The following is a 14,422-nucleotide window of genomic DNA, read 5'->3' on the forward strand; positions in this document are numbered from 1 at the left end:
ATCAAGTGATAAGACCACATATAGAGAACCATATGAACGCTACGACAAGGCTTACTAAGCTGATGATAGCGAGACATTTACTTTATTAAATAGGTGATACTCTTTGGATTATTTTGAAAGACATGAAGGCGGCGAGCGCGCCATTTTAGTACATTTAGACATCCGCCAAATTCAAGATCCTGACGATCTGGGCGAATTTGAGCTATTGGCTGATTCGGCAGGTGCCGATCGTTTGGCACTGGTTACGGGCTCACGCTCACGTCCTGATGCCAAGTACTTCGTCGGTAGCGGCAAAGCAGAAGAAATTGCAGAAATGGTACGCGAGCACGATGCCGATATCGTACTGTTTAACCACAGCTTGTCTCCTTCACAGGAGCGTAATATCGAAGCGCTAGTGAAGTGTCGCGTGTTGGATCGTACGGGTTTGATTTTGGATATTTTTGCCCAGCGTGCCCGTACCTACGAAGGTAAGCTGCAAGTAGAGTTGGCGCAGCTCAACCACCTATCAACCCGTCTGGTACGTGGTTGGACGCATTTGGAGCGTCAAAAAGGTGGTATTGGTCTGCGTGGACCTGGTGAGACCCAGCTTGAGACCGATCGCCGTCTACTACAGACTCGCGTCAATCAGCTCAAAAGCAAACTAGAAAAAGTTCGTCAAACCCGCGCACAGGGCCGTGCGCGTCGACAAAAATCTGATGTGCCGACTATCTCACTGGTCGGTTATACCAATGCGGGTAAATCGACGTTGTTCAACCGCTTGGTCGATGAAAACATCTACGCTGCTGATAAGCTATTTGCCACGCTAGATCCGACGCTGCGCCGTTTGGACTGGCAAGGTGTTGGGCGCGTGGTACTGGTCGATACCGTTGGTTTCGTCCGTCATCTACCGCATGAGCTGGTTGAGTCTTTCCATGCAACGTTAGAGGAGACGCTAGAGGCGGACTTATTGCTGCACGTCATTGACTCATCAAGTGAAGACATGCATGAGCAAATTCAAGCAGTCAAGGAAGTATTGGCAGAGATTGACAACGATGTGCCTGTGCTCAATGTCTATAACAAGATCGACCTGACTGATGAGCCTGCCCATATCGGCTATGCTAGCGAAGGACAGCCAAACCGCGTCTATGTCTCTTCTAGAGAGAACCTCGGTATGGAAGGACTAACACTTGCGGTACAGCAATTGCTTACTGGTAAGCTGACTACATTTGACTTGACCTTGCCCTACGATGCTGGACAGTTCAAAAACACTTTGTATGAGCTGGGCGTTATCTTAGAAGAAAGCTATGACGATACTGGGCGTGAGTGTCTCACTATTCGTCTACCAAGTGATCGTTTGCGACAGCTACTTGGTCAAGCCAACCTAAAACCAATAGATGTGTTACCACTTGCCCAAGCCACACTATTGATGCCGGTACTCGAGGAATTCGAGAAGGTAGACAATATTGAAGAGCCGACGATGACAGAAGCCGAAGAAAAGGCGTTTGACGAGTTTGATGCGCTGAGCTCTGAAGCGATAGATTCAGAAAAGTAGGCAATTATCCCGATAAGGCTACTGATTATTGGGTGATATCAGATAGTACTTAGTATATAGTTCAATCATAAATGGACGGTATCAATCGATATCGTCCATTTTTTTGGATATACATTGCTATTGCTTGTACGCTTTATTAGTGGGCTCACTCTCTATATAATCGTCTGTTATACATTCAACAAATATTGATAGATAGCATCAGCTAGCCAAAAGCCAGAATCTCAAAATTATCGATGTTCACAACATCACTCTCTATAGTATTCTTGACGCTATGACTCACTTGCTTTTGCATATAGTCTATCTATATCTGACTTGGCCACACTACTTATGAAGCCTACTCAATCCTCACATATACCGCTATGGCTTGCGTTAATCCTAACGCTAACCATGGTTATCGCTGTTCGTGAAACTGCTGTCATTCTCTGCCAAATGGCTGGTATCGAAAAAGCCGCCAATATCGTGGGATTGGTCGCGATGTTTGTTATTTTAATGGTATGGCGACTGATCAAGGGATTACCCAACTGGATGACTAGAGCCAGCAACACCTTGCTAGTCGATAGTGGCTTCGCTTTTTTGCCTGTTTCGGCGGGTGCAGGCTTGTTGTTATTTGCGCTAGGAGATGAGCTATGGGGTGTGATGATAACGATGCTTATCAGTACACTCATACCACTGTGGGGGCTTGCGATACTAGCCAACCGTTGGTTAAATCAAGATGCCAATGCTGATAGTGTTATCACTAGTGAGCAAAAGGGACAGCAGTGAGCTGCGGAGAGATATTATGACTTTTGACAGCGTATTGATGGCGACCCTAGAGGCTGTACTCCTAACTTTAGTAGCACACGTGACTGCTCGTGTCTTGGCGCGTAAATTGACTTGGTTACCGATGGTCATTACCGCGCTCGTTCTCGTGCTGGTCTTCTTGTTTGTACTGCAATGGGACTATAACAACTACTATAGCGCAGCCAAGCCCGTATTCGATCATCTCTTGGGATATGTCACTGTACTATTGGCCGTGCCACTAGCAGCAATGAACTTTAAAGGCTTACCAGTCAAAAAACTGACTATAATCGTTGCAATTGCTAGCGTCGTTGGCGCCCTACTGCCCATGTCGCTGGCTTATCTGTTTTCGCTCAGCCATGACACCATACTGGCATTCGCTACCCGCTCTGTGACCACGCCTATTGGACTCAGTGTCGCAGATTTAATCAAAGCACCATTAGCGATGGCTAACCTTATTATTATTGTCTCAGGTCTCATCGGCGGCACGGTCGCGCGCTTTTTGTTTCGCGGCGTTAATGATGATCGTGCCAAAGGGCTGGCGCTCGGACTGGCCGCTCATGCATTTGGTACCGTAGAGGCATGGCAAATCAGTCATACGGCTGGACGTTACGCTGCCTTCGGACTGGCTGTCAATGGTCTGGTTACTGCTATCTGGGTACCTGTATTTATTAGTGCCCTTATTACTTAGCGCTTAGACCTTTCTGCCTGCTGGCGCTAATAACTGGCTCTAATAACTGGTCGATAGCTTTGTCGTCGTTTTTCACCGTTGCTGAACACGATTTTGATCTTTGTATGTGTTACAACCTCTGTTCTAAGCACTGTTTTTAATTTTTGACACTACCTGACCTAAATACTATTTCTGAGCATTATTTTTAAATATTGTCATCATGATTAAACTTTAGAGCGTTAAGATGTTGCATTCACTTTGAAATAGACTGCAAGCAATTAGAGGTCGCATGATATGAGGGTTTCGCTCGAAAGTCTCTGAACCTATAGCATGGTACGCACCTTACATTGCACGATGGTAAAAACTTGATTTTACAACTTATTTTGCCAATCTAATACGGCAAAAAGTTATTATATGTTATAGTAAGCAACTATTATTTTTTGTATCTATTGCAAGTGGTTCTTATTAGACGTGGTATCCGCAGAGTAGCTGTGTTCATGATGAGCTACAAAATCCGGCATTACTGATAACCGCTTAAACGCACAAAACAACGCGTCTATAGTCAAAACAATTTGCCATTATTCAATGAAAAGTGATAACACTATGATAAATACTGCTACTTTGATTACTCGCTGTTTGTCTCCTATTTTATTAAGTGCAATTGCTCTGTCTAGTTTTTCTGTTGCTGCCAATGCTGGCAATATGTATATCTATAAAGACAAAGGTGGGCAAGTATTACTGACCAACGTAAACCCTAGTGGAAATTTTGATAAATTTACGAAAAAAGTAAAAGTCACTTATTATAAAGATTCTAAAACGTATGATAATGGCAGTAGCAGCAACAGTTATGGCAGCAGCGCTGCTAGCAATAGCGGCAGCCGCAATGCTTATGACAGCTACATTCGCGCCTCTGCTGAACGTCATGGCGTAGATCCAGGCTTGATGAAAGCGATGATGCATACTGAATCTGCTTTTAATCCTAATGCCCGCTCGCCAGTAGGTGCTCAAGGCCTCATGCAGTTGATGCCTGCCACAGCCCGTCGATTCAAAGTAAGTAATCCTTGGAACCCTGCTGATAATATCGAAGGCTCTGCCAAATATATCGCTTGGCTCATGCGCCGCTTCAACAACAACGTCGAGTATGCCATAGCAGGTTACAACGCTGGCGAAGGCAATGTTGATAAATACGGCGGTATTCCTCCATTTAAAGAAACGCGTAACTATGTTCAAAAGGTCATGAGCCGCTATCATAGCCTGTATAAAAATGATGCAGGTCTATCTGGTGCAAGCATCAATGCTAGTAATCAGACAGGCAGCACCATTACAGGTAACGGTCTACAAAACGTCAGTTATGGTACCAGTAGTAATGTGAATAGTGCTAGCTACGCTAACTCAGCTTATGATGCTTTGCGCTAAATTTAAGTTTACATGCTATTAGGTCTAAAGACTCTCTAACTAAGAACTCACTAACTAGACACCAACTAAATATTAAGACACAAAAAAGCCCGTTAAAAGATTAACGGGCTTTTTTGTGTCTGGACGATCTACTCTAGCTTAATACAAAAAGTAGAGCCAAGTTGCGGGTGCTCATTGAGCACCCGCAGCCTTGTCCAATATACGTCGTGCTTACTTGTTAGCAGCCTGAGTTGCAGCAACTTCAGCAGCGAAGTCTTCTTGCTTCTTCTCGATGCCTTCGCCAACTTCTAGACGTTTGAAACCAAGTACTTTTACGCCTTCAGCTTTTAGTACGTCACCAACTTTTTTCTCATTGTCCATAACGTATGGCTGACGTAGTAAAGTTACTTCGTCTAGGTATTTACGTAGGCCACCTTCGATCATTTTTTCAATGATGTTGTCAGGCTTGCCAGACTCTTTTGCTTTCGCTTCGATGATGTCTTTTTCGCGTGCTAGTACGTCAGCCGCAACATCTTCGTCATCTACAGCAACAGGGTTGAACGCTGCAATGTGCATTGCAAGGTTCTTACCAGTGTCAGCATCACCGCCTTCATAAGAAACAACAACACCGATACGTAGACCATGACGGTACGATGCAATGTTTGCGCCTTCAAGCGTTTCAACGCGGCGAATCTGGATGTTTTCACCAATTTTTTGTACTAGTGATACACGTGCTTCTTCTACAGTTTGGCCATCGCCATAAGGCAATGCAGAGATAGCAGCAACGTCAGTGACGTTGTTTTCTAGTGCAAGGTTAGCTACTTTTTCTGCAAATGCAGTGAAGCTATCATCTTTTGCAACGAAGTCAGTTTGGCAGTTAACTTCTAATAAGAATGCTTTGCCTTCGCCTTGAGCGATGATGATAGCGCCGTCAGCTGCGATGTTGCCCGCTTTTTTAGCTGCTTTTGCTTGACCAGATTTACGTAGGTTATCAATGGCAACTTCAACATCACCGTTTGATTCTTCTAACGCTTTTTTACATTCCATCATGCCAAGACCAGTACGGTCACGCAATTCTTTTACCATTTTGGCAGATACTTTTACTTCTGTCATAAGAGTCACCTTAGTATAGTTATTTATAGGAGCACTGTACTTCTAAGTGCTGTATTTCTATTCGATATCTTGGTATTACTTAAAATCTAGCAGACAGCTCGTTTTGAACGATTACTAATATAGCCGTAGTTGATGTCAAAAAAATAACATCTCTACAGTACAGCGATATAGCCAGTAGGAACGATAATACTCGCCCGATAGCGACTCGCTGATACACATGGTGTTATTAATAATGCCGTATTCAATAACAAGGCATGACGAGTAAAACTACATCATGCCTATTATGAGCTTATACGCTGTTCAACCTATTATATGAATACTGATAAACGTGTTATCAAGGTATCCTTACAACGTTAAACTTTTTGATTCAGTTACTTACTCTGCTGGAGTAGCAGCTTCTTCTGCAGCTGGTGCTTCTTCAGTAGCCGCAGCTGCTTGCTCAGCTTTGCCGCCAGCTTGAGTTTGTGCGTATTCTTTACCAGCGATGATAGCATCAGCCATAGAAGTTACGTACAAAGTCACAGCACGGATAGCATCATCGTTAGCTGGGATGATGTAATCAACGTTGTCTGGGCTAGAGTTAGTATCAACGATACCGATAACTGGGATACCCAAGTTCTTGGCTTCTTTGATAGCGATCGCTTCATGATCTACGTCTACTACAAAGATAGCGTCAGGTAGGCCGCCCATGTCTTTGATACCGCCTAGTGAACGCTCAAGTTTTTCCATATCGCGAGTACGCTCTAACGCTTCACGCTTAGTTAGCTTAGCGAAAGTACCGTCTTCTGCTTGCTTTTCTAGCTCTTTTAGACGGTTGATTGACTGGCGTAGAGTTTTCCAGTTAGTCAACATACCACCTAACCAGCGATGGTCAACGTATGGCATGCCAGCGCGAGCAGCTTGCTCACGTACGATACCACTTGCAGCGCGCTTAGTACCAACAAACAATACTTTGTTTTTCTTAGCAGCTAGGCCGTTTACGTAAGTCAACGCTTCGTTGAATGCTTTTACGGTGTGCTCTAGGTTGATGATATGGATCTTGTTACGTGCGCCAAAGATGTATGGACCCATCTTTGGGTTCCAAAAACGTGTTTGGTGACCAAAGTGAGCGCCGGCTTGTAGTAAGTCGCGCATTTCGATTTTGGTTGGGTTCTTTGTAGCCATGAGAATATATCCTATTGGTTGGGTTATGCCTCCACATCACAAAAACAGCCTATTTAGCGACACGCATCTGCTACCGGTTAGTTTTCATTAGTAAAGCACTAACGGTTCACAAATTAATCAAGTCGCCAAACACCCAGCAATTTTTTGCCATGATGTGTGTGTCATTGGTTGGTTTAAAAAAGAAGCTATCATCAGATTCAAGAAACACTCAAATCCAAATTATAAAGCGAATTATAAAAATAGCTGCGCTGTATTTTATCACATAACGCCTTTGAATCTCCAGCTGTTTATTAGTAGCATATCAATAAGATAAAAACAAAATAGAGCGCTAACAAAATAAAAAAAGCGACACCTTGGTATCGCTTTTTTATTATTCATTCAACTGTATAGACGCCACTTTATGCATATATTACGCAATACAGATCCCAATCACTGCTTTATGACCACGCCAAGTGAATGGGGTGATATAGCTTTGGCGGTCTTTTGGCAAGTAAGAGACGCTAGGCGCACTCTCAACGATATGCGGCGGAGAGATAATAAACTCTGAGCCAAACTCTGTACGCGCGTTACCAGAGATAGTATTGGCCATTTCGCCCAATAAATCTTTCATCATCGTGATTGACGAGTCAGGCTCACCCATCACTCTAATGACTTCGCGCAGCATCACGCTTGGCGCACTGACATAGACGCAGCCTTCTAAAGGACCTGATATCTTAATCACGCCGCTATAGTCAAAACCAATCGCGGTCTTGTTACTATTCAAATAAGGGGTATCAATAGCCACTTCTGAGCCATCAATCTGCGAAAAAAACGCATTGATCGAGCTTAGAAATACACCCAGTTTTTCTACTTTAAACATAATATATTAATATCCATCTGTATTACGTGGCAGCAGGCAGCAGTACCATTAATCCTGCAGACAAACCACAATCTCGCCAACTTGCGAGTGCCAAGTGATGGGAATGATAAAAGAACGCTCATCGTTCGGCAACACAATACTTTGGGGCGCACCCTTAAATACAAATGGTACAGAGATATGAAACTCTGAACCAAATTCTTTACGTGCATTTCCCGCGATTGTATTGGCAACTTCACCCGCCAAATCGATGTAGTTCTCATCACTCTTATCGGTTTCACCCATGCTATCTAAAATCGAAGACAGCAATTGATGAGTTGCCGAAAAGTACACCACGCCTTTTTGTCCACCTGAAATACCGATAACACCCGTATAATCATGAACTTTTGGCTGTTTGTTTTCTAACAAATAAGGCGTATCAGCAACGAGCTCTTCTCCGCCAAACTGATCAAAGTAATTACTAATAATGCTTAAAAAAATCTGTAACTTTTGTTCTTTCATAATGATATCTGCTGTAGTCGATGAATGGTGTTAGTCTTGCATCAGCTCATACAAAGACTCGACAAGCTCCTCTTCTGAGAAGGGCTTGCACAAAAAGCCGCTGGCACCCAATGATAGCGCCTCAATACCAGTGGCTTTATCAGACAATGCTGACACCACTAAAATACGTACTTCAGGATCAATCGCAATAATTTTTTCGATACATTCTAGTCCATCCATTTGTGGCATGGTCAGATCCATCGTAATAACATCAGGACGATGAATATTGAATTTTTCGATAGCCTGAACCCCGCTGGTTGCTGTCGCAACTAGCATGAACTGACCTGAATCATACGCGCGCTGAATGCGGTTTCTAATAATATTTGAATCATCAACAATCATTAATTTATGCATAACTTATCTATTACCTTTAATGAAGTGCTTGTCGTCCCTGACAATATATTTACTGTGTAGTTAAGCTTTAGGTAACGTAATGACAAACCGTGTCATCTGACCCAGTTCACTGTTTACATTAAGCTTGCCATCATACTCTTTGACTTGCGCTTTGATAATATCAAGTCCAACGCCGCGACCACCATCTTCATCTGCGTGCTCTTTGGTTGAGAACCCAGAAGAAAATAACTGCTTGAGCAAATCGCCTTGACTGAGCTGGCTCGCTTCTTCCGCACTAAAACGACCTTCTGCACTCAGCTTATTTCGGATGCTGTCATAGTCGATACCTTGACCATCATCTTGTACAATCAGCACAAAGTCTGAACCGTTATCTTGTACTTCTAGATCAATCGTACCAACGTCAGTCTTGCCCGCTGCTTGGCGAGTGCTTGGTGTTTCGATACCGTGCACGACTGCGTTACGTAGCAATTGAATACTGATCTCTTTGACTGGTTTTGCGAGATGTGCTGGGATGTCAGTTTGCACCAGTGTATTACTCTTTAACTGTACTTGCTTACCTTGTCTTGCAGCGATCTCTTTTGCAAACTCACTATAAAAAGACAAACGATCTTCTTCTGTATTACTGTCCAAATCAATGTCTAGACCGCCACCAATGCTGATATTACCGATTGACTGACTCACAGGCTGACGGGTTGCAGTGACTGGTACGCTATTTGTTGCCACAGCATCATCTGATGTCAACGGCGTGGTGGCTGTTTTTGGTGGTGCTGAGCGATTGATACGCTCGCCTAACGTTGCGATAGTGTTTGATAGGCTGAGCAGATCATCCAAGTGTACTGCTAGTGGCAAGAAGTCATTACCAGACAACTGGCTTTGGTTCTGCAGCGCATGTAACTTATCTTCAGCATCCGAGGCAATCTTAGTAAAGCTATGCAGCTTCAGTGCCGAGGCCTCACCTTTTAAGCTGTGCATCTCGCGATAAATCGCTTTTAGCTTGTTCTCAAGTTCGTACTGCGAGCTGCCTGGATTTTTTAAGATGTTGTTCATCTTCTCAATATGCGCTTGGGTATTGCCAATGAATTCGTTGATGATCTTTGGATTTACATTCAAGATAGTCGTCAACATCTCAATCTGCATATCGTTTTGTGAACGCTCTTTTTCTAGACGCTGTTCTAGATAGACGGCATCTGATACATCATTTACGTTGACCAAGATACGCGCGATATCTTTATTATCATATACACGTGAGAATTTAAAATCTAAGAAGCGGTTATCAAGATTTTTGTTATCAGACACGTTGTGTAGCATGACTTTGTGTAGCGGATTGAGTGAATCAACCAGTTTTTCTTTAACTCGAGGGTTGTATAGCTGTTCAATAAATTGCTGTGTGGTATTTAGGTCTTTATCAGAAATACGACCACGCAATACATTGGTAAAGTTCTCTCCAGCCAGTCTATCAGAACCGATAATATTGTTAAGCGCGCGCGAATGCTGCTGTCCAATATTTAGATCTTTATCAAGCAAGAATAGACCTGTATTTACCGTTTCCATAATCTCTTGCGTCTCGCGACGAGCAGCAAAGGCTTCAGCATCTGTTTCACGCAAGCGGCGTACAAAGAAGAATACGAAGATTAGGAAGTAGGTAAAGATCGCAGCAACACCCAGTATCTGGATAAGACGAATGGTCGTCGCTTGACGCTCTGCGCTATCAAATACGTCTCTTGTCAAACTGTCTAAAGATTCGTTAATAAACAAACTTGATGTTTTTGCCTGTTCAACTGCCTGAGTCAATTCATCGGCAGAAGGCACCATCACATTATCAGCATCTTTTAGATAGGCTTGGATCTTGGGTTCTAGTGTTGTCCATTGCTCATTGGCAGCGGCAATGTTTGCTTGCGCATTGCTATCAATGTTTGGCAGATCATAACTATTGCCTTGCGTATCTGTGATTGTACCGCCCTGCTGGATTGCAGCAATAGAGCTGGTAATCAGTGCCGTGTTTTCTTCTAGACGACTCAATACTCGTTGTATGTGTGGGGACTTAGTATCCTCACCATAACTACTGTCTAAGTCAAAAAGATCTTTAATTACAGCCTGTGCACTATTGGCAACTTGGTTGGTTTGGTCAATTAAAGCCGTGTTTCTTTCTAGTAGACTCGAGGTATAAAACGTAAACGCTAGCAAAGCACCAATCAAAGATAAGAATAGTGCAATTGAAATGATTAGACCTTGATAGCGCTTGTTGTCAACATTTGGTGTGGTTGCCATCTGCAGAATTCCTTAGTTCAATTGCGTGGTAGTAGTGTCAGAAGCGCTATTATCTGCAGGTTCAGTACCACCCAACCAGCGCGTCTCAATCTCTTTAAACGTCCCTTTTTGCTTGAGCTTAGCAATACCTTCATTCACATTGTTGATCAGCTCATTGTTGCCTTTGGCCATCAAAATAACCTGCTGTGCTGAAGGGTTGTCCTGCCCTTCATAAGGAACGATAGTCACATCGTACTCAGGATGGTTTTTTGCAGTGAACTGTAGAATTGGCAAGTCATGCAAGATGACATCTACTTTGCCTTGCATCAAATCTTCATACAATAAATAAGCGGTACTTCGCGTGGTCATATCGCTATATTTGCCCATAGCATTCAGTTGGTCTTCTTGCTTTGAGCCTTCCATAGCAGCGACGTGCATACCCTGCAAGTCCTGTATGTCATTGATGGTGACATTGCTTTTGGCATACATGATAGAGGAGGGATTAAAGAAGTAAGGGGTAGATAAACCGTACTTTACCGCACGATCGTCTTTATATGAGATACCTGATATCGCGATATCACGGCCACCTGAGGCCACACTGTCAAACATATTTTGCCAAGTTTCTTTGTAAAACTCGACCTTAAAGCCTTGCTCTTCTCCAATAGCACGGATTGAATCGATATCAATGCCTTGCATATTGCCGTAATCGTCTTGGAACGAAAATGGAGGCATCGTCCCGGTTGTAGCCACTTTCAAAGTTGGTGCGGTATCAGGCAGTTCACTCACGAAACTGTCCTTGTTCTCTGTTACTGGTGTACTGGTGTTTTCTTGTGTGGAAGACTCACCACAGCCAAATAGGCCAACACTCAATATCACTGGTAACACTCGGTATAACTGCATCATAATCTACCCTTAGAGCTTAGCGTTGTTGTACATTTTATTGAATGACAATTCAGAAAGGTTAGGCAATATCCCTATAATACTTACTTACAGAAAGTTACGTTCAGATAATACTTACCTAACTTTACAATTGCAATAATAATGTTTGGCAATTATGTATAATTAGTTATAGGTCACTGATATCTATAAATTTTTAAAAATGTGTGTTTTATAAAATTGTCTATATGAATTGTAAATAAGTTTTCTTGGGAACGAGCCTTTGTATCTAGTGAGCATTGATATGTAAAACTCTAAGAACAAAAAATCCCTTATATGCGTCGAGCATATAAGGGATTTTTAGAATGTAGCTGACTTGTCGTCTAATGCTTTAGCTACTCCGCATCGTCCAGATTGAGATTACGGTCTATTTGCCAAATCAAAAACGAGCCAATACTCATAAGAGAAAACATCGCAATACCGATCTTGAGTACAGGGTTGACGGGAAATAGATTGAGTAATAACCCACCAAAAATACCTACTGAAAACATAAGCGATCCTTGTAGTGCACTTGCCATACCAGCACGGCGCTTTTGAAATGCCAATGCAATTGCTGATGCATTAGGCTGGGTCAAACCCAGACCTGCAATACAAAAGAAAATACATGCCAGCACTAAGGGCAGCCAAGCATCCGTCCCTAAAAACAGACCTATCACAAACAACACGCCTGCAGAAATGACCTGCATCATGGCGCCAAACCGTAGAATACTCAAAATACGAAATCGGTTGGTAAGCCATTGGTTTAGCTGAGTCAAACCCACAAAACCTGCTGCATTCATCCCAAACAGCCAGCCAAAATGTGTCGCTGATACGCCATACGTATCCATGATCAGCTCAGACGCTGAGCTGATGTAGACAAACATCGCACCCATCAATAACCCACCACCAATGGCTGGATAGTTAAAGGTTGGATCTTTTAGTAGATCCCAATACTGACTGAGCACTTCTCTTGCAGGGCGTACATTACGGTTTTCTTCGGTCAAAGTTTCGAAGAAGAAAAACTTGGTCAATAGTAAGTTTAGCGCACCAAAAGCAGCTAAGAACCAAAATATAGAATGCCAATCAAAGAACTGTAGGAATAATGCACCCAGCGATGGCGCCAATATAGGTGCTAAGCCCATGACCAATATCATGATCGAAAAGGCTTTTGCAGTCTGTTTGGCTGTGAGACGATCACGAATAGCAGCACGCGTCACCACTGCCCCTACACAAGCGCCTAAAGCTTGCAAAGTACGACCTGCAAACAGCACGTATTCGTTATTGGTGGTTGCACACAAGATAGAGGCAATCACATACAGCGTCATACCTATATACAACGGTTTGACGCGACCAACACGATCGCTAAAAGGTCCGTAGAATAGCTGACCAAATACCAGACCTAAAAAATACGCTGGCACAGAGTTGGCCATAAACGCCGTAGATACACCAAAATCATCTGCCATAGAGGGCAATGCAGGTAGGTACATGTCGATAGACAAGGGGCCTACCGCAACCATCAACCCAAGCATCATAATCCAGGCGATAGGCAGATCAGCAGAGCGTACGCGTTCAGAGGCGATAGGTTTATTGGGCAGAGAAGGTTTTGAGGCAGACATATTTGGACCGTTTTATATAGTGATGATTGCTTTGGTGTTTAGGTGCTAATTATAAGCGCAGAGTAGAGAGTCACTTTTAACAACAATAGTGCATCTTTACTTGCAGCTGTGCAAGCGGACAGTGTTATATCGTGCTATCTGCCTGTATTTCAATAGCTGTGAACTGCTAGTGAAACATGCCTCAACAACTAAAAGAAATCGCAATCATTTATCAAAATATGTCTGGTGTGCCTTTTACCTAAATAGCACTAAAAACACTGGTTAAAAAGTACAGGTATAAACTATTGAGATTAGAAATATTTAGGTTAAATAGCTTGGAAGAAAATATCTAGCTTATCTAATTTATCTTTGATTATAGTAAAAGCGTATTAGCGGAACTGACGTTTACTAAATACGGTACTGGCTTGTTTTGCTTTTCTAAGTGCAAGCTTACGATTACGTCCGATCATCATCTTAAACTGCCACACTTTTTCTTTGTATAAGGTTGCCGTAGGTTGCTCGTACATCGCATTGATGACTCGCTTGCTTGCTAACACCGCATCAGGGGAACGTTCAGCAAACTCAGCCGCTAGCTCTTGTGCTTGCTCCAGCGGAGTATCGCTACAATGGCTAATGAGCCCCAAATCTTTGCCTTCGTTGGCATTAACGATGCGCGCACTCATAGCCAGCTCTTTTAACACGTCTTCTCGCACCACACCAAACGCCGATTGCGTCAGACCCATATCCGGTACCAAGCCCCATTTGGCTTCCATGATAGATAACTGACAATCAGGATGGCTAATGCGTACGTCACAAGCCAGGGCCAACTGTAGCCCAGCACCAATACAGTAGCCTTCTAATACCGCAATGACAGGTACTGGCAAATCCCGCCATACCAGACAAACTCGTTGGAACGAGCTTTGCCAAGGCTTGATCAACTCCCAAATAGCAAAGGCTTTATTTTTTGGATGATTTAGATCACCCAAATCAATACCTGCACAGAATGTACCTTCTGCACCTTTCAAAATAACGGCGCGTATTGTTTTGTCTTTGCTGATTCGATCTGCCAAAGTAATCAACTCATCAATCACTTGAAAGCTCATGGCATTTTTTTTGTGTGGACGATTCAAGGTGACCGTTAGTATATTGTCTACAATACTCACCTGTAACGTCTCGTATTGGTAACTTGCAATCGCGTTCATAACAGTCCTTATCAATGAAATAATATAAATATAGTAGTGGTTATAATATTAGCAGGCTTACCC

13 protein-coding genes are annotated in these 14,422 nt (G+C 43.1%); 4 read left to right on the forward strand and 9 right to left on the reverse strand.

The features are described 5' to 3' along the window. Positions 1-103 precede the first annotated feature (103 nt). From hflX to AC5JPO_RS06590, 4 genes are all read left to right on the forward strand, one after another. Positions 104-1,531, forward strand: coding sequence for a ribosome rescue GTPase HflX (gene hflX, locus AC5JPO_RS06575; protein WP_443525480.1), 1,428 nt, complete (start codon positions 104-106; stop codon positions 1,529-1,531). A gap of 327 nt (positions 1,532-1,858) precedes the next feature. After that, positions 1,859-2,293, forward strand: a complete 435-nt coding sequence (locus AC5JPO_RS06580) for a CidA/LrgA family protein (RefSeq protein ID WP_493853587.1) — start codon at positions 1,859-1,861, stop codon at positions 2,291-2,293. Between the two features lie 16 nt (positions 2,294-2,309). After that, entirely contained in the window at positions 2,310-2,999 is a 690-nt protein-coding gene (locus AC5JPO_RS06585) for an LrgB family protein (RefSeq protein WP_493853588.1), read from the forward strand. A 582-nt stretch (positions 3,000-3,581) separates the two neighbouring features. Next, positions 3,582-4,394, forward strand: coding sequence for a lytic transglycosylase domain-containing protein (locus AC5JPO_RS06590; RefSeq protein ID WP_493853589.1), 813 nt, complete (start codon positions 3,582-3,584; stop codon positions 4,392-4,394). 210 nt (positions 4,395-4,604) lie between these two features. Here AC5JPO_RS06590 and tsf read toward each other — a convergent pair whose 3' ends face one another. From tsf to AC5JPO_RS06635, 9 genes are all read right to left on the reverse strand, one after another. Continuing rightward, positions 4,605-5,486, reverse strand: coding sequence for a translation elongation factor Ts (gene tsf / locus AC5JPO_RS06595; RefSeq protein ID WP_201607368.1), 882 nt, complete (start codon positions 5,484-5,486; stop codon positions 4,605-4,607). 375 nt (positions 5,487-5,861) lie between these two features. Beyond that, entirely contained in the window at positions 5,862-6,650 is a 789-nt protein-coding gene (gene rpsB / locus AC5JPO_RS06600) for a 30S ribosomal protein S2 (RefSeq protein ID WP_493853590.1), read from the reverse strand. 409 nt (positions 6,651-7,059) lie between these two features. Continuing rightward, a complete protein-coding gene (locus AC5JPO_RS06605; RefSeq protein ID WP_319051887.1) occupies positions 7,060-7,509 on the reverse strand; it encodes a chemotaxis protein CheX in 450 nt (149 codons plus the stop codon). A 48-nt stretch (positions 7,510-7,557) separates the two neighbouring features. Further along, positions 7,558-8,007 (reverse strand): chemotaxis protein CheX, encoded by a 450-nt coding sequence (locus AC5JPO_RS06610; protein WP_319051888.1) that lies wholly within the window; start codon positions 8,005-8,007, stop codon positions 7,558-7,560. A gap of 30 nt (positions 8,008-8,037) precedes the next feature. Continuing rightward, positions 8,038-8,400 carry a response regulator gene (locus AC5JPO_RS06615; RefSeq protein ID WP_087814005.1) on the reverse strand — a complete coding sequence of 121 codons (363 nt, stop codon included), beginning with the start codon at positions 8,398-8,400 and terminating at the stop codon, positions 8,038-8,040. Between the two features lie 60 nt (positions 8,401-8,460). Then, positions 8,461-10,668: an ATP-binding protein gene (locus AC5JPO_RS06620; RefSeq protein WP_493853591.1), complete on the reverse strand. Its 2,208-nt coding sequence runs from the start codon at positions 10,666-10,668 to the stop codon at positions 8,461-8,463. 12 nt (positions 10,669-10,680) lie between these two features. Next, positions 10,681-11,550: a substrate-binding periplasmic protein gene (locus tag AC5JPO_RS06625; RefSeq protein WP_319051890.1), complete on the reverse strand. Its 870-nt coding sequence runs from the start codon at positions 11,548-11,550 to the stop codon at positions 10,681-10,683. A gap of 368 nt (positions 11,551-11,918) precedes the next feature. Continuing rightward, on the reverse strand, positions 11,919-13,178 hold the full coding sequence (locus AC5JPO_RS06630) for a multidrug effflux MFS transporter (RefSeq protein WP_493853592.1): 1,260 nt from the start codon (positions 13,176-13,178) through the stop codon (positions 11,919-11,921). Between the two features lie 368 nt (positions 13,179-13,546). Continuing rightward, a complete protein-coding gene (locus AC5JPO_RS06635) occupies positions 13,547-14,359 on the reverse strand; it encodes a crotonase/enoyl-CoA hydratase family protein (protein WP_493853593.1) in 813 nt (270 codons plus the stop codon). Positions 14,360-14,422 lie beyond the last annotated feature (63 nt).

The organism is Psychrobacter sp. H25, from assembly GCF_059076335.1.